Below are 21,849 nucleotides of genomic sequence, written 5' to 3'. Positions count from 1 at the left end.
CGATCAATGACCACGGTCGCCTGTCGGATCGATCGTCACTCAAGGCTCTCGGATGGGCTCCAGGCCAGTTTGTCTCGTTCCACGGGGACCACCGCGTTGTCGTTGCCCGGTGTGCTCGTCAGAGCCGTTGGGCTGTCGGGCGTACTGGATATCTACGGATCCCGTCCGCAAACCGTCATCGCTGCAATCTGAATCCCGGTGACCGGGCGCTGATCGCGGCCGATCTCACGCGGGACATCTTGGTTGTGTTACCGATCGCCATCGTTGCGACGGCGTTATGGAACTACCTCCCCGACCCCTGGCAGTAGCAGTCATGACCGACGACCTGGACTCCGCGCTGCAATTGATCGCGTCACGCCTCGGCGTCAACATCGCGGACTTCACCGATAGGATCGCAACGCGGCAGACGACACCGACCTTTTCCGAGTACATCGCCAAGCTGCGGACAGCCTTACCCAGGACCACGACGAGGAACTACTCCTCCTACTGGCGAATTTTCGAAGATGCGTGGGGCGATAGGACACTCGACGAACCCACCGTCACCGAGGCCACCGACCTGGTACAGCAGCATCGCAGCCGCGCGGTCGTGCGCGCCAATTCCCGTGGTGGGCGCGGTGCCGCGGCGAACATGGTGTCCGCGTTGCGGTGCATCTACCGTCATGCCGAACTCGACGGTCTGATCAGTCCCGCCGACAATCCGGCTCAGAAAATCGCGAAGCCCCGACACCTCGACAGTCCACGCCACGCCCTCACTCGAGATCAGGTCATCGCGATCGGAGAGGTCGCTTCCTCGACGGGAAACGACACCGAACTGGACGCTCTGATCGTCCGCATACATATCGAGGCAGCCTGCCGACGAGCCGGCGTTCTCGGTCTCCAGGTCGACGACCTGGATCCGGACAGCTGTCTGCTCAGGCTTCGCGAGAAAGGGGAAACCATTCGCTGGCAACCGATTTCCCCGTTTCTGATTAGCAAGTTACTCGAGCACGTGAGCAGACGTGGAGGCGAGGAGACCACCAGCCAGGTACTCCGATACCGCGATGGTCGCCCTATCACCACCCGGCGCTACGACTATCTGACTGCGCGGATCCGAAAGCACCTTCCGTGGGCGGCGCGTCTGCAGGTAACGCCACACTGGATCCGGCACACAACCCTCACCTATGTGGAGCGGCAGTTCGGTGAAGCAGTCGCGCGCGCCTACGCTGGCCACGCTCCGTCGGCAAACGCCAGCGCGACCCCGATCTACACCCGCGCCGGAATCGTGGAGATCGCCGAAGCCCTGGTTGCGCTGACCGGACAACCCCATCCGCTGGCGCGCAAGGTTCCGCATCCACTTGCCCCGAGAGGGCCCAGTGGATGTAGTCTCTGACGCTATGAACACGCAAATGATGCGAGTTCGCCCCAATCAAGGTGTTAGAACGTCGAGTTCTACACCGGTATCGATCAGCGCCTCGATCTCCCGGTCATGCTGCCGCCGGTCCCGCAGGCGGTCGATCTGGCCGGTGCGACGGTCCTGATCGCCGACGATGTGGCCGATACCGGCGCCACCCTCAAACTCGTGCGCGACTTCTGCATCGACCATGTCGCCGAGGTGCGCTGCGCGGTCGTGTATCAGAAGCCGCATTCCGAGGTCGATTGCGAATACGTCTGGCGGCGCACCGACCGCTGGATCAACTTCCCCTGGTCCACCGAACCGCCGGTGGTCGATCGGCAGGCCCGAGTACTCGACGCCTGAACCGTACGACTCGACGCGCGGCTCAGGCAGAACGTCTTCGCCTGTGAACAGGTGACCGTTGAGGACGGCCACCCGGAGGCGGAGCCATTGAGGCACGGCGGCTCAGGCCGGTGTCGGTTGTGCGTTTCGTTTCGCGCGAGCGAAGCGGCGCATGACCGGCAGATCCACCCAGTGGTACAGCACTGCGGCGATGATGGTCGAGATGATCAGGCTGAGTATTGCGAATACGGCCCACCCGATAATGCCGAACTGTTTGCCGCCGATGAGATTTCGGGTGATCAACACCATTACCGGGAATTGGATCAGGTAGAAGGCGTAGGAGATGTTGCCCAGCCATACCATGCGCGGATGGGCGTTGAGACCGCGAATTCCGTGCAGGTCCCGTGCGGCGAGGGTGGCCACCACCGCTGTCATCGGCGCGAGCAACAGCACCGACATCTTGTAGTTCACCGGCACCAGCCAGGTCGCCGCGTACGCGCAGACCAGCGCCAGCAGGGGCGGCGTGAGACGTGTGTCGCGCCAACGTTGTTCGAGCACCATGCGGGCCGCCAGGACGCCGAGAAAGAATTCCGGCAGCCGGGAGAGCGGAAAGTTGTAGCTCAACCAGTACGACAGCGATACCGGGATATCGGGTTGGGTGAACCAGCGCGGATCGGCGTGCAGTTCGAAAAACGGGGAGGCGTCACCCGGAAGCAGCCGTGGCGCAAAGGTATTGGCGATCCCCTTCGGACCGGGCACCCACAGGTAGTAGGCGGTGTGCAGGGCGATGATGGCGAGCATCAACAGACCCGCGGCCAGCAGCAGCCGCCGAGTGGGGATCCGCATGATGAGCGGAAGCAGCAGCGGAAAGCTCAGGTAGAACAGCATTTCCGAGGCCAGTGACCAGGCGGGCACATTCAATCCGCCCACGGTGGTCCACTTCGGCACCCAGGTGTGCACGAGCAACAGATTCGGCACCCACACAACCAGCCGTGACAGCGGCACACTCGCCACCACCACGAAGGCCAGCGCGGCCAGCAGATGCATGGGATAGATCTTCAGCACTCGCCGCCGATAGAACCCACGCACCGACATCCCGGGCCGGAACGACCAGTAGATGATGAATCCGGACAGCACGAAGAAGAAGGTGACCCCCGCCGCCCCCAGCTGCATGGGCACCCACCAGTGGATCTGCTGGAACAACTCGGACTTCTGGAACGGGTAGACCGGCAGGAAAACCAAGGCGTGCAACACGAATACCGCGAACGCCGCCCACCACCGGGCACCGGTCAGCGACGGCAGCGCGGGCCGACCCAGCTCCGCGGAAAGCACCCCGGCGGCGGCACTCGGTTCCTTACGCGTCGAGGGGGCGATCTCGGGCGGGCGAGTCATCCTCCGTACCTTTCGTACAGTGCTTTCGCGACCACGGCATCACCTGCCGGAGACGGATGGAACGGCAGGCCGTCGATATCGACACTCGGGTTGAACACGCCGTTCACCCACGGTTGCACTGAGCAGAGTCCGTGCCCGGCAGTCAGCGCGCGGGCGTCGAGGAAGTCCAGTTTGGTGCGCGGTCCGAACGCGCCAACTTTTGCGGCGTCGCTCGCCCCGATGGCAAGTGTGTACCCCGGGCCGCTGTCGATCGACGCTCCGAGGCACGATGTGTTCGCCACCTGGTCGGGCCCGTGAATGCCCATCAGCTGGCTCAACTGTGCGGCCCACGCCGTCTGGCCTCGCGCACACTGCTGTTGCGTGGACAGTGGGTCCCAGGTGTTCGCCGTGAACGAATCGCCCAGCACGACAAGCTCTTTACCCTCGGAAGCGGATCCCGCGTTCGCTGCTGCGGCCCCTGTCACAGTGGCTGCGACGCACAACCATCGTGCACTGTTTCCTGACACGTGAATGCTCCGGCTTCCTCAGTAACCCGCGCGCGGTTCGAACCCGGGCGCGTCCAAGGTTGGCGGCGCCGGCTTCTCCTGTTGGGTCTGCGGCGGCGCAGGCGGCGGCGCAACCGGCTGCGTCGCAGGCGGTTCGGGGGCCTCAGGCTGGGGCGCGGGCACGGCCTCGCCTTCTGGTAAAGGTGCGACTGTGCTGGTCACCGGTGCGACAGGGCTGTTCGCCGGGGGCGTCGTGCTGGTTACCGGAGCCACCACCGCACTGGTCGGTGCGTCACCACCGCCGGATTCCTCGTCGCTGCCGCATGCCGCCGCACCGGCGATCAGCAAGAACCCTCCGATCGCGGCTGCCGCCGAACGGATTGCGAACACCCCGTGGAAAGGAAACTTCATTGTGTCCTCGAATCGAAAACTGAAGTGCAGGAAATCATTTCACTGGAATATGCAAGAAAAACCACCCCCGCGCCGAACTCGGATTCGGCAACCCCCAAATATTCAGGCCGATCTATGCCCCGGCCGATCGAGTCACCTTCCGTATCTGTCGTGTATGGCGGTCGCGATAACGGCATCGCCGCGGCTGGACGGGTGAAAGTACAGACCCGCTATGTCTGTCCGCGGATCGAACACGCCGTTCAGCCATGGTTCGTTCGTGCAGAGTCCGTGCCCCGCGGTCAGTGTGCGGGCATCGAGAAAGTCCACCCGCAACAGCCGGGCGGCTTCCCGCTGCGCCGCATCGATTCGATCGAAGTACTCCACCACCGCGCGCCCGCGCGACTGGATGAGCGGCGCGACGCCGAAGAAATTGAGGCACAACACGTCCGATCCCGGCGTGAACAGTTCCGGATACCCGACCAGCGCGATGCGCGCATTCGGCGCGTAGTAGCGGATGTAGGTCACCGCATTGCGCATGCGATCGGCGAACAATTCCCCGGTCACTCCGTTGTAATCGGTCATGCGGCCCTGCTCCACGGCCTCCGGCCCGCAACCGTCGACGAGGTTGAACACGCAGTTCTGCAGCGATTTCCACAGGGTTTGTTGGGATCGGCCCCAGTGATCATTGAGCCCGAACTGCAAGGTCACCAATTCGGTCCGCGGTCCGAACGCGCCCGCCTTGTCGGCCTTCGCGGCCTGCATGCTCACTGTCCACCCCGGCCCGCTGTCGATCGACGCGCCAGGACACGACGAGTCGACCATCTCATCGGTGCCGTACACGCCCATCAATCTGCCCAGTTGCGCGGGCCAGGCCGTCTCTCCGTGGCGTAGGCAACTGTTGTCGGGGTCGAAAAAGTCCCACGCGTTCGCGGAGAACGAATCACCCAGCACCACAAGCGCTTTCCCCTCGGGGGCGGAATCCGCCCCCGCACCCCCCGCTCCCGCCATCGAGACCGCGAGCGCTATCGCAGCAGCGCACAGCAATCGTCCACTTTCGCCGAACATCTGAATTCCCTGGCCTTCTCAGTATCCGGCGCGCGGGTCGAATCCGTCGGTGGGTGTGGCTACTCGAGTCATGTCCACTCCTAATCGGTTGGTGCGGCACCGGCGAGGTCGCGTGCGGCCAGCAAAGACGCGGCCCGATCCGATCGGCAGCGGAGCGACCGGTCATAGGGGATCGGATTGTGCGTCGAGTGTGTGGCCGACGGTGTCGGACCGAGTGCGGGATTCCGCTGAGCGGGATGGCACCGGCCGAGGTGGGGAGTTGTCCGCGAACACGCCACCAAGGTGCTGATCGCTGCGCTTGCGCGCCTCCGTCCACGGGGCACACGCCGAGCCGATGATCGCCGGAATACCCACTTCCGCAATGACACTCGCCGAACGCATCGCCCCTTTTGCGGCGTTGTGCGGCGCCGCTCCAGTCCCGGCTTCCTCCGGAAAGACCACGCGGCACCGACTTTCGCGTAGTGGTCATCGTGGAGCGAACAATGCACTGCATCGAATTGCCCTGGCCTGCATGCCCAAAGATGCACCGACACAAGCCGGTGCGGCCCGGCAGGCACCAACAGGGCGGTTCAAACCGGAGCCGTGGACCCGGTGCCGAAACTGGAGAAGCTGCCCGAACCGGCGAACCTGGACACGATCAAAGCCGAGGTCGGGCGCCGATGGGGCACCATTGATCTGCGGGACGTGCTCGAGGGAGCCGATTTCTCACCGACTTCGCCGCCGAGTCCACGTCAGTGGCCACAAGGGGAGATCATCGACCGTGATACCCCTGCGGCGCTACGGTCGTTCGCCAGCCATGCGAGCACTCCTTCGAGTCGGAATACCCTGCTGGCTGGCAAGTTTGAGCAGGAACCGAGCACCGCACACCGATTTCCCGGACACTGAGATGCGTCCGCTTCCGATAGGCTGCCGCGGACCGCATTCGACCGACGGGGGCGCTCGGGCCGCCTGCCGCACCGGATGTCTATTCCTGGTCCTACGGTTTCGGCTCCGCTGTAAACGACTGCGGCATAAGCGATTCGGACTACACGATCGAGATCATCGACGCCGATGTCTGCTCGATTGGTGCCGACAGCGTCGGCAATCTGTACGTCGTGCTCACCAACGGCCAAGTGGCCGTGCGGTTTTACGGAGAGGAGGTACTCGAAGGCGGCACCCGCTTCGACAACCTCGATGTCTTCCTCTGGTCGTACGTGCGTTACCGCGCGTTGCGCGAGGGGAACTCACGCGCTCGGCCGTAGAGGCGGGCTTCCTGGTGCTCGGTCAGGACGGCACGCTCGACCGATGGGGAACTCGGCAATTCACATTCGTCGGAACGGCAATCTCGCTGCCGGATCGGCTGCGGCAGCAGCGCATCCCAATCGGCACTTCCCGTGCAGCGGACTACGACCAAGCACCGGATGTGTCAGCTTAAGTGCACGCCGACCGTGGCACGCCAGTGTTCTGCGGATCGGATGATGTCGATGCCGATGCGAACTGAGTCTGTTCGCCACCGGTTTCCTCCCTGGAGCCGATACCTACGCCAGGATCGAAACATTCAGCAGTGGCGATCCGGCGGCATGGCCGGCCTCGCCGACGCCAACACCCGCATCAACGCCGCGCTGGCCGACACAGCGGCCAAGGTTCGAAAGCGCTTCGGCGGCAAGCTGCCCGAAACGAGCCTTCCAAGCCCTGGCCGACATTGGTGGCTGACCGACAACGACTCCGAACCGCCGGTGGTCGATCGGCAGGCCCGAGTTACTCGACTCCCGAACTCGGCGCACGAGTCAGGGCGGACGGTGATTACCGGCCGGATCGCTCGGCAACGGCCGCGTCGAGGCGGGCGCCGAGCGCGTTGACCTGGTCGCGCAGCCGGATGAGATGCTCGATCGGATAGCCGACCTCGGCCATGACCGCCTCGATCATCTGCCGGGCCTGCGGTTGCAGGGCGCGTCCGGCTTCGGTGGCGCGCAGTTCGACGGCGCGGCGGTCGTTGGCACTCCGGACGCTCTCGACCAGACCATGTGCCTGGAGTCGCTGGATGAGCGGTGAGACCGTGCCATAGTCCAGCTGCAACTGTTCGCCGAGTTCCTTCATGGTCATCGCGGGCCGCCCCCACAACGCCAGCAGGGCCAGATACTGCGGATAGGTAATACCCATCCCCTCGAGAAACGGCCGGTATGCCGCCGTCATCGATCGGGATGTGGAGTACAGAGCAAAACACAGCTGTGATGCGAGCGAGAGCAGGTCGGCATCGGTTCCCCCGACGGTTGCGGTAACACCATCGGACCCCGCGGCCGCTCCGCCACGCACCACTGGTGTGGAATGCGCTTCTTCGGGCATCAGAACACTGTATCCCAGCGAATTCGCTCCATAAGTTGTGCTGTTACGGAGTGACGGCACGGGAAGCGAACGGTAGCGATGACACCCGATTTTCTGACACCTGTTCTACCGGGCAAGGCTGAGAGGAGCGCGCCGCATGGTGACGGCCAGCACCGTCCGGTCACCGAACTGTTCCGCGCGGCCTCGGTGCCGAAGCTGCAGTGGCGGTGCGGCATCCGCCGGGTCGACGTCAACGGTCGGGTCTTGGTGCAGGATGTGTTGTCGCATGTGGGGTGGACGCCGCACACCGCGCTCGCCTGGAGCATCTGTTCGGACATGCTGGTGGTCGGCCCCGGCGCCGGGGCGGGGTTGCGGATCGGCGCGGGTGGCGCCCTGCGAGTGCCCGCGCGGGCGCGTCGGCGTATCGACGTGCGCGCTGGCGATAACGTATTGATCGCTGCGCACCCGCAAGCGGGGATCCTGCTCGTCCTGGCTCCGGCTCTGGTCGAGCAGATGCTGCATCGCGCCTGCGGCGCTGTGGTCGCGGAAGTGAGCGCGCGATGACCTCGAGCGCCGATATACACACCGCCGCGTTGCTGCTCGAACGCCTCGGTGTCAGCCTCGACGACCTGCGAGACAGTGCCGGGCCGGGATCGACGGTGCCGACTTTCGCCGAGTATGTGCCGGTGGTGTATGCGGCCATGCCCGCGACCTCCACGCGGGACTGCTATCTGGGGTATTGGCAGCGCATGATCGCCCTGTGGCCGGATCGGCGCATCGATGAACCTTCGGCGTCGGAATTCAAGCAGTTGCTCGCAATGATCCAGTCCCAGCGGCAGGTACGCGCCCAGGATCGCGGCGGGTACGCCACCGTCCATTCCGCTGTCAGTGCCCTGCGCTGCCTGTACCGGCACGCGGTCGACGACAACCTCATTCGTCCCGCCGACAATCCGGTCGCCACGGTGCACAAACCACGCCTTCGCCCCGCCAGCCGACGCGCATCGACAACGACTGACCGCATCATCCCCACTCCATCCTTCGTCGCGGACGCACGGATCACCCAATGTTATTCCAGTACAAGGTATTTCGGCGGCAGTTAGCTAGATTGCGGGTAGCTGGTCGCCTTGTACGACTTCGATGTCGAGGTCGAGTTTGACGCTGGTGCCGACCGCGGCTACTCCCGCGCGCACGACCGCGTTGTAATCGATCGCGAAATCGTTGCGGTGCAGTAGTGTTTCGGCGTGGAACGCGGCACGCACACCACCCCACGGGTCCGGTCCGAACCCGCCATAGGTCACGTCGAGATCGACCGCGCGACACTGCCCGTGCAGGGTCAGCTCACCCGGCATCACCCACGTGTCACCACTGGTACGACGCAACCCGCTTCCGGTGAAAATGATCGTCGGATAAGTGTCGACATCCAGGAACTCGGGTGAGCGCAGGTGATTGTCACGCATCGAGTTACCGGTATCGATACCCGCGGCCTTGATCTCCGCGTGCCCGGTGGACCGTTCGAACGGCTCGGCAATATCGAGCCGCCCACTCACCTCCGCGAAGCGGGCCTTGATACTCGCGATACCCAGATGACGCACAGTTGCGATCACCGTCGAATGCACCGGATCGATCGTCCACGGCCCCGGCGGCGGCGACGCCACCGCCCCCTCGACCGGCACCAACACCACCTCACCGAGCACACCCGTCCCCACCGAAGAGATCTGCACGCTCCGCGCCACCGGTTCGAACCCGACAGCAGTGAGCACCGCGGTATGAACACCGGCAGGCAACAGCTCGGTGCCCACCTCCCCCGTCTCGTCGGCAACCGCACGGGCGATCTGGCGGCCCCGCATGTCCGTCACCGTCAACACCGCATCCGGCACCGGCCACCCCTGAACGGTGCAAACACGACCGGTCACCCCACTCATCAACGACCTCCAGGCTCGTAACCGAGTCGCACGTCATAGGCGACCTCGCCACCCGACACAGTGACCTGCCCGGTCACCGGCGGATAACCACGGGCAACCACGGTGTACTGCCCCTCGCGCAGATCGGTCACGACATAGCGGCCGTTCTCGTCGGTGCGTGCCGTCGCGGTCACCTCACAGGCTGCGTCGAGCACACTGACCAGCACATCGGGCACCGCCCGGCCGTCGGCGCACGCGGACCCGGCAAGTACCGCCATCGCAGCCAACTCGATGTCATGACGCAACACACCACTGTCGGGCACCGTCAATGTGGTGGCACTGGGACGCATTTGCTCAGCGACCGCGACCAAGGTATAGACACCCGACACCACACCGTGGCACACGTAGGTGCCGTCGTCGCCGGTGACAGCCGCTCCGACCACTTCACCATGCACGTCGGTCAATGTGACGGTCGCACCCGACAACGGCACACCGTGGCCGGCGGTACGGACCACACCCGACAACTCACCCGAACCCACCAAGGTCAGATCCAGGTGCTGGGGCCGCTGACCGATCGACACAGTGACCGCAGTCGGCTGATGCCCCATCGCCGACACGATCAACACATAGCCACCCGTCTGGGGCGCGGTGATCGCATAACCACCATCAGCGGCACTGCTCGCACGCGCGAGCTGACGGCCACCCTGGTCGATCAACGTCAACACCGCACCCGGCACCGGACGACCGTCCTCACGATGGACACGACCACCCAACGCCGCACCACCGGAGTCCGACCCGGACAACCCGTCCGTCGACAGACCGGTCTGCGACGACGCGACGACTCGGTACACACGACCGTTCTGTTCCACCGCCCCATGCCCATTGACCGACGCTGCCGGCACCGGTTCAGGCTCGGACAACACCCGCTCGGCGCCCTCCCAGAGTTGGTTTTCGTCCCAGCTCGACTCCGCGAATGCGGCCAGTTCGGCATCCAGTGCCGCCATGTCGTCCGCTGCGGTCGGATTGTCCTGCGACGCAGACTCTTTCGTGGTCGGGTCGAGGCCCGGATCGATGTCGATCGTGCGGCGCAGCGGGCGGTTCGGCAGGAAGGCGGTCGCGATGAGGGCGACGACCGTTGCGGCCGCGGCGATCAGGAAGATCCGGCCGGTCGCGTCGCCGTAGGATGCGCGCACGATGGTGGCGATGGGTCCGGGGAGGGCGTCGAGATCGAGGTTGCCGCCGCCGGAAGAGGTCGTCTGAATGCCGAGTTTGGCAAACCCTTCCTTGGACAGATCGCTGACCTGGGTTGCCAGCACCGACCCAAGGACCGATACCCCGATCGCGCCGCCGAAGGTGCGGAAGAAGGCGACGCTGCTGGATGCCGCGCCGATATTGTGCACGCTCACGGTGTTCTGCACGGCCAGCACCAGGTTCTGCATCATCATGCCGACGCCGAGCCCGACGACAGCGATGTAGATGCCGACCAGCCACAGGTTGGTCGCGTGGTCGATCGTGGACAGCAGCCCGAAACCGACCACCAGCAGCGCACCGCCGCTGACGACGAAGCTCTTCCACTTGCCGAACCGGGTGATCAGCTGGCCGGAGCCGACCGATGCGGTCAGCATGCCAGCCACCAGCGGGATGGTCAGAACACCCGCCACGGTCGGCGAGTAGCCGCGCGCGGTCTGGAAGTACTGTCCGAGGAAGGTGGTCGCACCGAACATGCCGACACCGACGGCGATCGAGGCGATGATCGCCAGACCCGTAGTGCGTTCGGTGACGATGGACAACGGGATGATCGGCGACTTGGCGCGGGACTCGACCCACACGGTCGCGATCAGCAGCAGTACACCGGCACCGACGTAGAGCGCCGACTGCGTGGAGATCCAGGCGTAGTAGTTCGCCTTTCCGGCGAACGACACCCAGATCAGCAGCACCGAAACACCGGCGGTCAGCAGCGCCGCACCTAGCCAGTCGATCGACACACCCGCCTTGCGCTCGGTGGGCAGCCGCAGCGTCCGCTGCAGCAGCACCAGCGCGATCACCGCGATGGGCACGCACACGAAGAAGCACCAGCGCCAGCCGAGCGGGCTGTCGACGATGACGCCGCCGAGGATGGGGCCGCCCGACATCGATACCGCCATTACCGCGCCCATATAGCCCGAGTACCGACCGCGTTCGCGAGGCGCGACGATCGAACCGATGATCGCCACGACCAGGGCGGTCAACCCGCCCATGCCGATACCTTGGACGACGCGAGCGACCAACAGCACCGGCACGTTGTGCGCGACTCCGGCGATGATCGAGCCGGCGACGAAGATGACGATGGCCGATTGGACCAGCAGCTTCTTATTGAACAGGTCGGCGAACTTGCCCCAGATCGGGGTGGATGCCGCATTGGCCAGCAGCGCCGTGGTGATGACCCAGGCGTATGCGGTCTGCGACCCCTGCAGATCACCGATGATCGTCGGCAGCGCGGTCGAGACGATCGTGGTGCTGAGCAGCGCCGTGAACAGCGCCGCCAGCAACCCGGTCAGGGCTTCCAGGACCTGACGATGGGTCATCGCGTCCGGATCGCGCCGCGGCCCCGCATCGACTGAATTAGACATCCACTTCCTGACTCTCCGTCGAAACCGGCTCGCACTCACCCACCGTCGTGTGGTGGGCAACCGCGGCCAGTGAATTCCTGAGCTTCTGAACAACCATCGCGGCCTGCGCGGCTTCGTCCTCGCTCCAATCGGCGAGCGCAGCCTGCAATCCCCGCGCCCGCGACACCCGGATGCGCCGCAGCAGATCGCGTCCTTGGTCGGTGATTTGGATGAGGGTGGCCCGGCCGTCGCTGGGATCGGCATGGCGGGCAATGTCGCCGGAGCTCACCAGCTCGGCGACCTGCCTGCTCAGTGTCGATGGGCTGATGCACAAGTCCACGGCCAGATCCACCTGCCGGCACGGCCCCCTGGCCTCGAGGGAGCCCAGCACGCCGACACCGCCCGGAAGCAGCTGCCCTTCTTCCGGGTGCGAAAGGGCAGCGCGGATCGCCCGGCCCATGAAATAGAGCTCCTTTATCAGGCCCTGAGCCGCATCGGGTGACACTGCCATGCCCACTCCCAGCACGAGATTAGTTGCTTGTACTACACAACTATACATATGTTACTTGTGCTAAGCAATTACTTGACGGTGAGATATTGCCGTCGACGTATTGGCACGTGCGAACGAGCGTCTCCCTGGACCATCAGGCCCGGGAGAACTGCGATAAGCGGCAGGGGCCCGGCAAAGTCCCTTTAGCACCTCTTGAGCAGTTCTAAGGGTCGTTGGTGCAGGTAGGAGCGGTAGCGGCGAAGACCGTGGGCGATGTTTGTGATGGCCGCTTATGCGTAACAGACCGATCGTTGTGTTTCGCAAGGTGGCCATCACTTGCGCTCGGGCGCCGGTGCGGACCCGGCACCGATCCTCGTCGACAGGTGACATCGCGGACGCAGTGCACTCGGTTCTCGATGTGCCAATGCCCACGCAACCAGGCTGAGCCGTCCCGGCGAGTCCGGAGACTTATTGGTGTGACAGCCCGGCGGGTTGCCTGTCTGGTTGTTGAGCGTAGTGGGCGGCCTCCATCTCGATCGGCGGCATGTCGCCGCAGTACCGATAGAGGCGCCGATGGTTGAACCAGTCGACCCACTCGGCGGTGGCCAGTTCGACGTGGTCGACGCTGCGCCACGGACCGCGGGGCTTGATCAGCTCGGTTTTGGACCAAGAACGCCCAAGGGGTCCCTGGATACCTCCAACGCCCCAGCGTGAGCCTGGATCCGACACTCCTGTTCGCGGGCCGCGGCAACAGCGTAGTAGTCAGCCACCCTCTCAATAGGTTCCGTACCCACCACCGACCACCGGCATGAGTGAGCCTTGTCAACTTCATTCGCAGGCTGAACCTTTCGAGTTTTCCCGAGCTTGGCCCAACACCATGCAGCTGATAGTTATGCACGCGAGTTGCTCTCGACTGCGACAGCGGCTTCTCATGCACAGGCGGTCACCGATCCATTGCCCACGCGTGCGGCCACCGACCCGGCCCACGCCACCAGGCAGCCCCACGACCTGCGACGCATCTTCACCACCGAAGCCATCCTCAACGGCATGCCACCGCACATCGCTCAAACGTTGTTGGGGCACAGGGAAATAACCACAACCATGGGCTACAAGGCCGTCTATCCCGAAGAAGCCATCAACGGCCATCGTGCCTTCATCGCACGTCGCCGCGCACTGCGGCCCAGCGAAGAATACCGCGTGCCGACCGACGCCGAATGGGACGAATTCCTAGGCCATTTCGAACGCCGCAAGGTCGCACTCGGCGAATGCGGCCGCGCATACGGAACGACCTGCCAGCATGAGCACAGCTGCATCCGTTGCCCCGTCCTGCGGGTCGACCCAGTGCAGCGCGGCCGGCTGGAACAGATCCGAGACAATCTCACTCTGCGCGTCGCCGAGGCTGAGCAGGAAGGATGGCTCGGCGAGGCCAAGGGACTGCGAGTCAGCCTTGCCGCAGCGAACGACAAGCTGGCTCAGCTCGATGACCGAGTCCGCCGCGCCACGACCATCTTCCTCGCGGCACCTACATTTCCGGAAGTCGTCAGCCGCACGCTGACAGCCCGTCGAACCGCTCTTGCCACCACGACGTGACCAGTTGATCTAGCGGACTGCTCGTTGATGCCGTTGAGCGTGCGTGTGGACCTGTGCATGATGGCGGTGGCTCAGTCGGTCACCGGAGCTGGTCCGGCACCGTCACTGGCCAGTTGCCCACTCGGTCAGCTGTTGGTGGTGGTGTCGTGGGTCAGGTGGTCGGCCAGGAAGCGCATGGACAGTTCGAACCATTCCGGTGCGTGTGCCATCGCGCAGTGGTCGTCGCCCGGGTAGAGCTTCAGCAGGGCGTTGGGCGCGTGGGTGGCGATGTCGATCGAGTCTTGGGTACTGACGAGGGTGTCGGTTTCGCCGTTGATCACCAGCAGCGGGGTGGTGATCGTGTGGTAGCGGTCCTTCAGCGACAGGGCATTCAGCTTCCTGGTCAAGTCCACGGTGTTGCGGGCCTGCGTCGCATGCGCCAGCGTCCAGATGATGATCTCGGGTACACCGAGGTTGCCGGCGGGTTGGAACGTGCGGTGTGTCGGTGCGCCGTTGGAGACGACGGCGCGCAGGCGCGGGTCGGTGGCGGCCATGCGGGTGGACCAGTACGCGCCGAAGCTGAGTCCGAGCATGCCGATGCGATCGGCGTCGACGCGGCGGTCCGCGGCGAGCCGGTCGACGACCGCGAGATACACCTGATCGGCATCCGCGGCGAGGGGCTGCCGGTAGGTGTAGGTGCCGGGCATCTCCATGATGAACAAGCCCATCCCGGCCGGACGATAGGACAACGCAGGTAGCAGCAATTCGGCCACCGTGCCCTCGAGACCGTTGGACAACAACGCCATTGGCGAGTTCTCGGCGTCGAGGGGGAACACCGCGGTGCCGTGGACGACGTCGCCGCCGGGTACCGGGATGTCGATATGTTCGATCCGCACGTCCATCGCCGAGGCCAGCGCTTCGGTGAGCACCTCGCAGAGTCGCCGCGACTCGCTGTGGGCTTCGAGGCGATGTGGTGTCCAGCCCGGCCAGGCGGCGGCGAACTTGTAGGTGATGACCTTGATCAGGGCATCCACCGCTATCGCCGCTTGTTCTCCGACGCCGTTGTTGGTTCGGCAGAATTCGGCCACAGCATCAGGTGTGGCCACTGCTCCGCGCTCGGACAGGATGGACACCGCAGGCGCCAGCAACTCGCCCAGCGCCACGATATCGACGCCACCGGTGAGCAGTTCTTTGACGCTCGGACCTCCGAGCTGAGCCAACGCCGCGTCAGCGACGTTCGCGTGGTCCGCGGCGATCTGTTGCCAGTGGCCTGCCCATCGCTCGTCACGGAACGAACGGCAACGGTCCAGTTGTTCGGTGAACAACTGTGTGTCGATCCCGCCCAGATGGGTGAATCGGTCTACGAAGGCAACGCGGGCAGAAAGAACGCCGAACCCAGCCTTTTCGCGGCAGGTTCGGTGGCGTGGGTGAGCGCGCATGTGCTGGTGAACAGCTTGCGTGCGAAACTGCGTCCAGTCATGGCATGCCTCGATTCCGGTTTCGTGCGCTTTGGTCGCTGAGTGTTCCCGGAAGGGGCGCGGCAGCGTAAACGCAGGAGAATTGCGTTGTCGACCGTAGCCTGCCGAAAAGCTTAAGGCAAGTTGCTTGCTTTAAGTGCTGCCGAGCTGTTGCGCAACTTGCCGACTGCCGAGCAATCCATGAAGCAACGCGTCGACCAGCTGCCGGACATGGCGATCGTCGATGGATTGCCGGGTGAGCAGTGCCCGGAAGTGCAATGGCGCGATCAGCAGTTCGAGGGCCGCCGCCGCGTCGGTGTCCTCGGGCAGTTCGCCGCGGGCGACGGCGCGGTCGATCATGACGCGAGCCAGGTCGAGTCGCGACTGCCAGAACTGGGCACGATTGGCGGCAAGTACCGGGTCATCGCCGGAGACGGCCATCGACCGGGTCAGCGCCTTGCCGAGGGAGCCGGCCAGATAGTGCGCCACCGAGTGCGCGAAGGTCACCAGGTCCTCGCGCAGCGTTCCGGTGTCGGGAACGGGGAGTTGTTGCTGACTGTAGCTCAGCAGGGCGTCGAGAATCAGCTGCTCACGGGTGCCCCACCGGCGATAGATCGACGTCTCGTGCACCCCCGCCTGCCGAGCGACCTCGGCGACGCTGACCGCGTCGGGGCCGTGCTCTGCCATCGCCTGCAGGGTGGCGTCCAGCACGGCTTGGCGGACTCGGGCGGACCGGCCGCCGGTGCGGCGCCGTACTTGTCCTTCGCTCACTCCATCCATGTTAATGCAGCAGCCTTGCGTTAACCGTGGCGAGTGTCGTACCGTTCTGCAAACGCAGGGTACTTGCGTTAATGCTGACGGGTGTCAAAGGAGTCGCGATGTCGTATCAATGGTCGTTGGACGCGCAGGCGTTGTTCGGCGAGCGTTATCCGCAGATGGTCAGCCTTGGGCTGCCCGAGTCCGACGTGGACGCGGTGCGGGCCGCGATCACCGATATGTGGGTCGACGCGCCCGGCGGCTGGGTGTACGAGTGGTCCGAGCTCGCTTCCCGGTATGCGAAGGCGGGCTCGCATCAGCTCGCCTCGCTGGCATACGGATGGGCCAAGTTCCCCACTCTCGCCGATGACGCCAAACGCACCGCGCTGACCCGGCAGCTCGAGCAGTACCTGCTTGCGGCGCCGGGTTTCGGAGTCGACTTCCAGCGACAGATCCTCGACGTGGCGTACCAGGGCGAGACCACGCCCGTGCCGGTGCACATCCTGACCCCGCCCGGCTTGGATACGACGAATGCGCCGGTGGTGATCGCCAGTGGTGGTGTGGATGGCTGGAAGATGGATGTGCACACGCTGCTGGTGTTCTTCGCCGCGACCATGCGTGTTCGGGTGCTGTCCTTCGATATTGCCGGGACCGGCGAGTCCGTCGTGCCGATGACCCCGGACGGCGGCGCGGAAATCGTTCGCGGCCTCATCGGACACGCTCGAACCCTCGGCAATGGTGTCGTCGCGCATATCGGTGTCTCGATGGGCGGGTACTACTCGGCGCGGTCCGGGTTGGCTGGGGAGGTCGACGCGGCCATCGTGCTGGGCGGGCCAGTCGAAGAAGCGTTCGACAAGCGCGGGGCAGGTGCTTTCGGTATGGGTGGCATCGTCGGCAACGCCCTGGGCTTCGACCGAGAGCCCACCGCTGATGAGCAGGCCACACGATTCGGCGCCTTCTCGCTGCGCTCGCTGCTCGACCAGGACATCAACTCGCCGATGCTGGTCCTCAACGGTGCCGACGATGTGCACGTACCACGCCACGACACGCAGGTGTTCCAGGGGCGCCGCGACACCCGCAGCCACCTCATCCCCGATACCGGACACTGCGCGGTATCCAAAATGCCCGAGGCGCTTCAGGTAATGAGCGACTGGCTCGGCCGCACCCTCAGCGCCCTCTCGGCGGGGGCGCATCAGTGACCGGCACCGAGATTCTCGACGACTACATCGCCCGCTTCAGCCGGTGGGGCCGATGGGGTGCCGACGACCAACTCGGGGCGATGAACCTCGTCGGTCCCGAGCAGGTACGCGCCGCCGCGGCGCTGATCCGCGACGGCGAGGTCATCTCGCTGACCCTGCCCTACGATCAGGCCGGGCCACAGCCAGGTGGGCTGCGCTCCAACCCGCAACTGGTCACCACCGCGACCGGCACTGACCACCTGGCCGGAGCTCAGGACAAGATCCTGGCCCCGTTCGGTCCTATCGGTGGTTTCGGCTTCTCCGACGACATGATCGTCATGGGCACCCAGTGTGGCACCCAATGGGATGCCCTGTCCCACATCTTCCGCAAAGGCAAAATGTGGAACGGCTACAGCGCGGCCGAACACACCTCGAACGGTGCCGCACGCAACGGGATCCAGCACTGGAGCGACCGGATGGTGATGCGCGCCGTCCTGGTCGACCTGCCGGTGCGACGGCGGGTCGCCAGCCTCGACCCCGGTTATGCGATCACCGTCGATGACCTCGAGGACGCCCTCACCGCACAACACTGCACCGTGCGACCCGGTGACGCGCTGATCGTACGGACCGGCCAGCTGAGCGTGCGCCGCGGGGACTGGGGCGACTACGCGGGCGGGGCGGCACCGGGTTTGTCCCTGCATACCGCCCCCTGGCTCTACGAACACGACATCTCCGCGGTGGCAACCGACACCTGGGGGGTTGAAGTACGACCCAACGAGATCGACGCCTTCCAACCCTTACATCAGGTCGCACTCGTGCACATGGGCATCGCGATGGGCGAGATGTTCGATCTGGACGCATTGTCGGCGGCCTGTGCGGCCGACGGCCGCTATGAGTTCATGCTCGCGGCCTCACCGCTGCCCATCACCGGCGCGGTCGGCTCCCCGGTATCGGCGGTGGCGATCCGATGAGCGCCCCGTCCGTGCTGTGGGAGCCCCACGACATCGACACTACCGAGATCGGCCGCTATGTTGCCTGGCTCGGCGCCGACGGCCAGCTCGACGGGCCCGTCGATTATCAGCAGCTGTGGGACTGGTCTGTCGCGGACCCCGACCGGTTCTGGTCCTCGATCTGGCGGTTCTTCGACATCCGAGCCGACGGCGACCGACACCTCGTGCTCGCAGATCGGTCCATGCCGGGCGCCACCTGGTTTCCCAACACGCTGCTCAACTACGCCGAACACGCCCTGACCCACGACCGGCCCGATAACGCGCTCGCGGTGATCGCGCACAACCAACACGACACTGCACCAGAGCAATTCACCTACGGGCAGCTGCGCGACCAAGTCGCTCGCGCCCGCGCCGGACTGCTCGGCCTCGGGGTGCGCCGCGGCGACCGAGTCGCCGCGTACCTGCCCAACATCCCCGAGACCGTCATCGCGTTCCTGGCCACCGCCAGCCTCGGCGCCGTCTGGTCCTCCTGCCCGCCGGAGTTCGGCACCCGCGCCGTCACCGACCGTTTCGGCCAGATCGAGCCGACCGTGCTGCTCGTCATCGACGGCTACACCTTCGGCGACAAAACCATCGACCTGCGCTCCGAACACGCCGTGCTGCGCGCAGGCCTGCCGTCGGTGACCACGACCGTGCTGGTGTCCTCGATCTTCGAGGACACCACGCCGGTCGACATGCTGTCCTGGGACGCACTACTCCACCAGCCAGCGCCGCTGGAGTTCGATCGCGTCCCCTTCGATCACCCCTTGTACGTGCTGTACTCCTCGGGCACCACCGGGCTGCCCAAGCCGATCGTGCACGGCCACGGCGGCATGCTGTTGACCCACCTCAAAGACGGTGCCCTGCACCTGGACGTCACAGCTGGCGACCGACTGTTCTGGTACACCACTACCGGCTGGATGATGTGGAACACCGTCGTGTCCGGACTGCTGCGCGGCGCCACCATCGTTCTGTTCGACGGCAACCCCACCCATCCGGACCGCACCACGTTGTGGCGGCTGGCCGCTGACGACGCGATCACGCATTTCGGTGTGAATGCGGCGTTCCTCATGGGCTGCCGCGCCGCCGGGCTCGACCCCGGCGAACTCGGTGATCTGAGTGCGTTGCGGTTCATCGGCTCGACCGGATCACCCCTGCCTCCCGATGGATACGCCTGGGTCTACGACCACCTCGACCCGCGCGTGCTGCTCGGCTCGGTCAGCGGCGGTACCGACGTCTGCTCGATCCTGACCGGCTGCTCCCCGATGACTCCCGTATGGACGGGCGAGATGTCCTGTCGCGCTCTCGGCATACCGGTCGATTCGTTTGACGCACAGGGAAATCCGGTCGTGGACGTCGACGGCGAACTTGTGATCACCGGCCCTGTCCCCGCGATGCCGGTGGCGCTGTACAACGACACCGATGGATCACGGTATCGCTCGACGTGGTTCGACACCTATCCCGGCATCTGGCGCCAAGGCGACTGGGTCACCATCACCGCGCGCGGGTCAGCGGTGATCAGCGGACGCTCCGACGCCACCCTCAATCGCGACGGGGTCCGGCTGGGCACCGCTGAATTCTACGCGGTGCTCGGCGCGCTGCCCGAAATCAGCGACAGCCTCGTCGTCCACCTCGACGATCCGAATAGCGGCCACGGCCAACTCATTTTGTTCGTCGTGCCCGCCGAGCCCGACCAACCCACTGACCACGTTCATAAGTTGGCCACCGACACCCTGCGCGCCGGCCTGTCACCGCGACAGGTGCCCGATCGCGTCATCATCGCCCCCGAAATCCCCTATACCCGAACCGGAAAGAAACTCGAGGTACCGGTCAAACGGCTACTCCAAGGCGCGAACCCGGCCGCCATCACCAGCCCCGGCACCCTGGCCAACCCGGACAGCCTCACCTTCTACCGCCCATCTCTGTTGACTCGGTGAGGCGCTGACATGACAGTTCCCGCCGAAGCCGACAACAGAGGCTTTATTCACTACGGCACCGCGGTCACCGACTCGTTGCGCCGACAAGGCAGACCATTCTTGGGATTCAGCCTGTTCGCCCTGGCCTCGATCGTGACGACCGCATTGGTGTGGAATACGTTGGCCCGAACCGTACCGGGTGACACCTACACCTATTCCGCCACATTTTCCGACGTGCTGGGCCTACGACCCGGCGACGACGTCCGGATGGCCGGAGTACGGGTCGGGAAGGTCGACACCATCGGCTTGGACAAGCACAACCACGCCTACGTGACCTTCATCGTGCAACGCAACCAGCCGCGATACGACGACACCAAAGCACTTGTGCGCTACCAGAACCTGATCGGACAACGGTATGTGGCACTGACCCCTGACAAAGGCCACAGCCCGCGACGATTGAACAACAGAGACTCGATTCCGGTCGAACACACCGAACCATCTTTCGATATTTCTGGACTGCTCAACGGATTCCAGCCGTTGTTCCAGATCCTCGCACCCGAACAAGTCAACCGCCTCTCCGAAACCTTCATCCAGGCACTACAGGGCGACGGCATATCGATGAGCTCGTTCATCACCCAAGCCGCGGCACTTGCCACCGACTTTCAGCGCCGCGACGCGATCCTGTCCGACATCATCACCAACCTCAGCGCCACCATGAGCGCGCTGGCCAAACGCGGCGACGAACTGGAAACCCTTGTCACCCAAACACGAAGCCTCATCGGTGGACTCCATGACCAAGGCCAGGCGCTGCAACAGTCCACCGAGCAGATCGCGGGCGCAACCGAGTCGATGGTAAGGATGCTCGACCACATCCAACCCAAGATCGTGACCGCGCAACCAGCCACCACCAACGCACTGACAATGCTCCTGGGCAACGGCGCCCGCCTCGACGAAGCCGCCATCGACTTCCCGGATCTCGTGAGTCGCCTCGGAATGGTCTCCCAAGACGGCGCCTACGGCAACGCCTACCTGTGCAGGCTCGACATCTCCCTCTACGACGTCCTGCTCCCGCGCGGACTGATCCCCCAGATCGGCGGCAACGCCCAATCGGCAGTCTGCCGACCATGACACCACAGCCATCACAGGTGCCTCTCGCCCACACAGCAGAATCCACGGGCCACAGCCGGCGCCGGATCCGGAATTCGCCCATCCCAGGAGCCTGCCCGCATGGTCGGAGACCCCGCTGGGCATCGCGGTGTTCCGCGGGTCGGCGCCAGCCCGAGTGTCGGCTTGTGTGCGTAGACGCCGCAGAAATGCGCGGGGGTGCGCAGCGAACCGGCGAGGTCGGAGCCGATGGACAGCGCACCGAATCCGGCCGCCAGGGCCGCCGCCGAACCGCCGGAGGACCCACCCGAGGTGCGGCCGTGATCCCACGGATTGTTGGTGGTGCCGTAGATCTCGTTGAAGCTCTGGATATCTCGCAACATCAACGGCACATTGGTCTTACCGAGCAGCACCGCGCCCGCGGCCTTCAACCGCGACACCTGTAGCGCGTCCTCAGCCGGCACATAGTCCCGCTGCGCTGGCATGCCCCAGGTCGTGGGCAGCCCGGCGGTGTTGTAGGACTCCTTGATAACTCCTTAGCGCCGGATTCCGCG

General features: G+C 64.9%; 21 protein-coding genes and 2 pseudogenes. 11 read left to right on the top strand and 12 right to left on the bottom strand.

What is annotated here, in order from left to right; translation table 11 throughout:
- The first annotated feature begins 313 nt into the window (after positions 1-313).
- Positions 314-1,369 carry a site-specific integrase gene (locus tag OIE68_RS04175; RefSeq protein ID WP_327098077.1) on the top strand — a complete coding sequence of 352 codons (1,056 nt, stop codon included), beginning with the start codon at positions 314-316 and terminating at the stop codon, positions 1,367-1,369.
- 48 nt (positions 1,370-1,417) lie between these two features.
- A pseudogene (locus tag OIE68_RS04170) lies at positions 1,418-1,735 on the top strand (phosphoribosyltransferase); the annotation flags it as partial.
- A 102-nt stretch (positions 1,736-1,837) separates the two neighbouring features.
- Here OIE68_RS04170 and OIE68_RS04165 read toward each other — a convergent pair.
- From OIE68_RS04165 to OIE68_RS04150, 4 genes are all read right to left on the bottom strand, one after another.
- Positions 1,838-3,106: an acyltransferase gene (locus tag OIE68_RS04165; protein ID WP_327098076.1), complete on the bottom strand. Its 1,269-nt coding sequence runs from the start codon at positions 3,104-3,106 to the stop codon at positions 1,838-1,840.
- Positions 3,103-3,513, bottom strand: coding sequence for a hypothetical protein (locus tag OIE68_RS04160; protein ID WP_327098075.1), 411 nt, complete (start codon positions 3,511-3,513; stop codon positions 3,103-3,105). The genes OIE68_RS04165 and OIE68_RS04160 overlap by 4 nt, the downstream gene beginning before the upstream one ends.
- Before the next feature lie 117 nt (positions 3,514-3,630).
- Positions 3,631-4,002, bottom strand: a complete 372-nt coding sequence (locus OIE68_RS04155; RefSeq protein WP_327098074.1) for a hypothetical protein — start codon at positions 4,000-4,002, stop codon at positions 3,631-3,633.
- Between the two features lie 132 nt (positions 4,003-4,134).
- Entirely contained in the window at positions 4,135-5,046 is a 912-nt protein-coding gene (locus OIE68_RS04150) for an SGNH/GDSL hydrolase family protein (RefSeq protein WP_327098073.1), read from the bottom strand.
- A gap of 334 nt (positions 5,047-5,380) precedes the next feature.
- Between OIE68_RS04150 and OIE68_RS46950 the strand changes: the two genes are divergently transcribed.
- Positions 5,381-6,460, top strand: a complete 1,080-nt coding sequence (locus OIE68_RS46950) for a transposase (RefSeq protein WP_419150747.1) — start codon at positions 5,381-5,383, stop codon at positions 6,458-6,460.
- A 368-nt stretch (positions 6,461-6,828) separates the two neighbouring features.
- Here OIE68_RS46950 and OIE68_RS04140 read toward each other — a convergent pair whose 3' ends face one another.
- Complete coding sequence (locus tag OIE68_RS04140; RefSeq protein ID WP_327098072.1) at positions 6,829-7,368, bottom strand: MarR family transcriptional regulator; 540 nt, start codon at positions 7,366-7,368, stop codon at positions 6,829-6,831.
- A gap of 78 nt (positions 7,369-7,446) precedes the next feature.
- On the opposite strand from OIE68_RS04140, the gene OIE68_RS04135 reads away from it, so the two are divergent.
- Together OIE68_RS04135 and OIE68_RS04130 are read left to right on the top strand one after the other, a co-directional pair.
- The gene (locus OIE68_RS04135) at positions 7,447-7,911 is read left to right on the top strand and encodes a hypothetical protein (RefSeq protein WP_327098071.1); all 465 of its coding nucleotides are present in this window, start codon (positions 7,447-7,449) and stop codon (positions 7,909-7,911) included.
- Complete coding sequence (locus tag OIE68_RS04130) at positions 7,908-8,447, top strand: hypothetical protein (RefSeq protein ID WP_327098070.1); 540 nt, start codon at positions 7,908-7,910, stop codon at positions 8,445-8,447. The genes OIE68_RS04135 and OIE68_RS04130 overlap by 4 nt, the downstream gene beginning before the upstream one ends.
- Here the strand turns inward: OIE68_RS04130 and OIE68_RS04125 are convergent, their stop codons facing one another.
- From OIE68_RS04125 to OIE68_RS04100, 4 genes and pseudogenes are all read right to left on the bottom strand, one after another.
- Positions 8,448-9,269 (bottom strand): YceI family protein, encoded by an 822-nt coding sequence (locus OIE68_RS04125; RefSeq protein WP_327098069.1) that lies wholly within the window; start codon positions 9,267-9,269, stop codon positions 8,448-8,450.
- Positions 9,269-11,857 carry an MFS transporter gene (locus OIE68_RS46945; RefSeq protein WP_419150672.1) on the bottom strand — a complete coding sequence of 863 codons (2,589 nt, stop codon included), beginning with the start codon at positions 11,855-11,857 and terminating at the stop codon, positions 9,269-9,271. The genes OIE68_RS04125 and OIE68_RS46945 overlap by 1 nt, the downstream gene beginning before the upstream one ends.
- A complete protein-coding gene (locus OIE68_RS04110; RefSeq protein WP_327101565.1) occupies positions 11,850-12,347 on the bottom strand; it encodes a MarR family winged helix-turn-helix transcriptional regulator in 498 nt (165 codons plus the stop codon). The genes OIE68_RS46945 and OIE68_RS04110 overlap by 8 nt, the downstream gene beginning before the upstream one ends.
- Positions 12,348-12,794: 447 nt before the next feature.
- A pseudogene (locus OIE68_RS04100) lies at positions 12,795-12,989 on the bottom strand (IS3 family transposase); the annotation flags it as partial.
- 240 nt (positions 12,990-13,229) lie between these two features.
- Between OIE68_RS04100 and OIE68_RS04095 the strand changes: the two are divergent.
- A complete protein-coding gene (locus OIE68_RS04095) occupies positions 13,230-13,916 on the top strand; it encodes a site-specific integrase (RefSeq protein ID WP_419150671.1) in 687 nt (228 codons plus the stop codon).
- 125 nt (positions 13,917-14,041) lie between these two features.
- On the opposite strand, the gene OIE68_RS04090 is transcribed toward OIE68_RS04095, so the two are convergent.
- Positions 14,042-15,220, bottom strand: a complete 1,179-nt coding sequence (locus tag OIE68_RS04090) for an alpha/beta hydrolase family protein (RefSeq protein WP_327098068.1) — start codon at positions 15,218-15,220, stop codon at positions 14,042-14,044.
- A 21-nt stretch (positions 15,221-15,241) separates the two neighbouring features.
- Here OIE68_RS04090 and OIE68_RS04085 point away from each other — a divergent pair, with 21 nt between their 5' ends.
- Positions 15,242-15,415 carry a hypothetical protein gene (locus OIE68_RS04085; RefSeq protein WP_327098067.1) on the top strand — a complete coding sequence of 58 codons (174 nt, stop codon included), beginning with the start codon at positions 15,242-15,244 and terminating at the stop codon, positions 15,413-15,415.
- 90 nt (positions 15,416-15,505) lie between these two features.
- On the opposite strand, the gene OIE68_RS04080 is transcribed toward OIE68_RS04085, so the two are convergent.
- Positions 15,506-16,123: a TetR/AcrR family transcriptional regulator gene (locus tag OIE68_RS04080; protein WP_327098066.1), complete on the bottom strand. Its 618-nt coding sequence runs from the start codon at positions 16,121-16,123 to the stop codon at positions 15,506-15,508.
- 107 nt (positions 16,124-16,230) lie between these two features.
- Between OIE68_RS04080 and OIE68_RS04075 the strand changes: the two genes are divergently transcribed.
- From OIE68_RS04075 to OIE68_RS04060, 4 genes are read left to right on the top strand one after another with little or no spacing between them, the layout of a single operon-like run.
- Positions 16,231-17,307 carry an alpha/beta fold hydrolase gene (locus OIE68_RS04075; protein WP_327098065.1) on the top strand — a complete coding sequence of 359 codons (1,077 nt, stop codon included), beginning with the start codon at positions 16,231-16,233 and terminating at the stop codon, positions 17,305-17,307.
- Positions 17,304-18,257, top strand: a complete 954-nt coding sequence (locus tag OIE68_RS04070; protein WP_327098064.1) for a cyclase family protein — start codon at positions 17,304-17,306, stop codon at positions 18,255-18,257. Before OIE68_RS04075 ends, OIE68_RS04070 begins: the two co-directional genes overlap by 4 nt.
- Positions 18,254-20,212 carry an acetoacetate--CoA ligase gene (locus tag OIE68_RS04065; RefSeq protein WP_327098063.1) on the top strand — a complete coding sequence of 653 codons (1,959 nt, stop codon included), beginning with the start codon at positions 18,254-18,256 and terminating at the stop codon, positions 20,210-20,212. The genes OIE68_RS04070 and OIE68_RS04065 overlap by 4 nt, the downstream gene beginning before the upstream one ends.
- Before the next feature lie 9 nt (positions 20,213-20,221).
- A complete protein-coding gene (locus tag OIE68_RS04060; RefSeq protein ID WP_327098062.1) occupies positions 20,222-21,319 on the top strand; it encodes an MCE family protein in 1,098 nt (365 codons plus the stop codon).
- Positions 21,320-21,330: 11 nt separating this feature from the next.
- On the opposite strand, the gene OIE68_RS04055 is transcribed toward OIE68_RS04060, so the two are convergent.
- Positions 21,331-21,825, bottom strand: coding sequence for an amidase family protein (locus OIE68_RS04055; protein ID WP_327101564.1), 495 nt, complete (start codon positions 21,823-21,825; stop codon positions 21,331-21,333).
- Between the last annotated feature and the right edge of the window lie 24 nt (positions 21,826-21,849).

This window comes from Nocardia vinacea (assembly GCF_035920345.1).
Classification (GTDB): Bacteria; Actinomycetota; Actinomycetes; order Mycobacteriales; family Mycobacteriaceae; genus Nocardia; species Nocardia vinacea_A.
The sequence above is the reverse complement of the archived record's forward strand: the minus strand, read 5'-3'. Positions and strand labels throughout refer to the sequence as shown.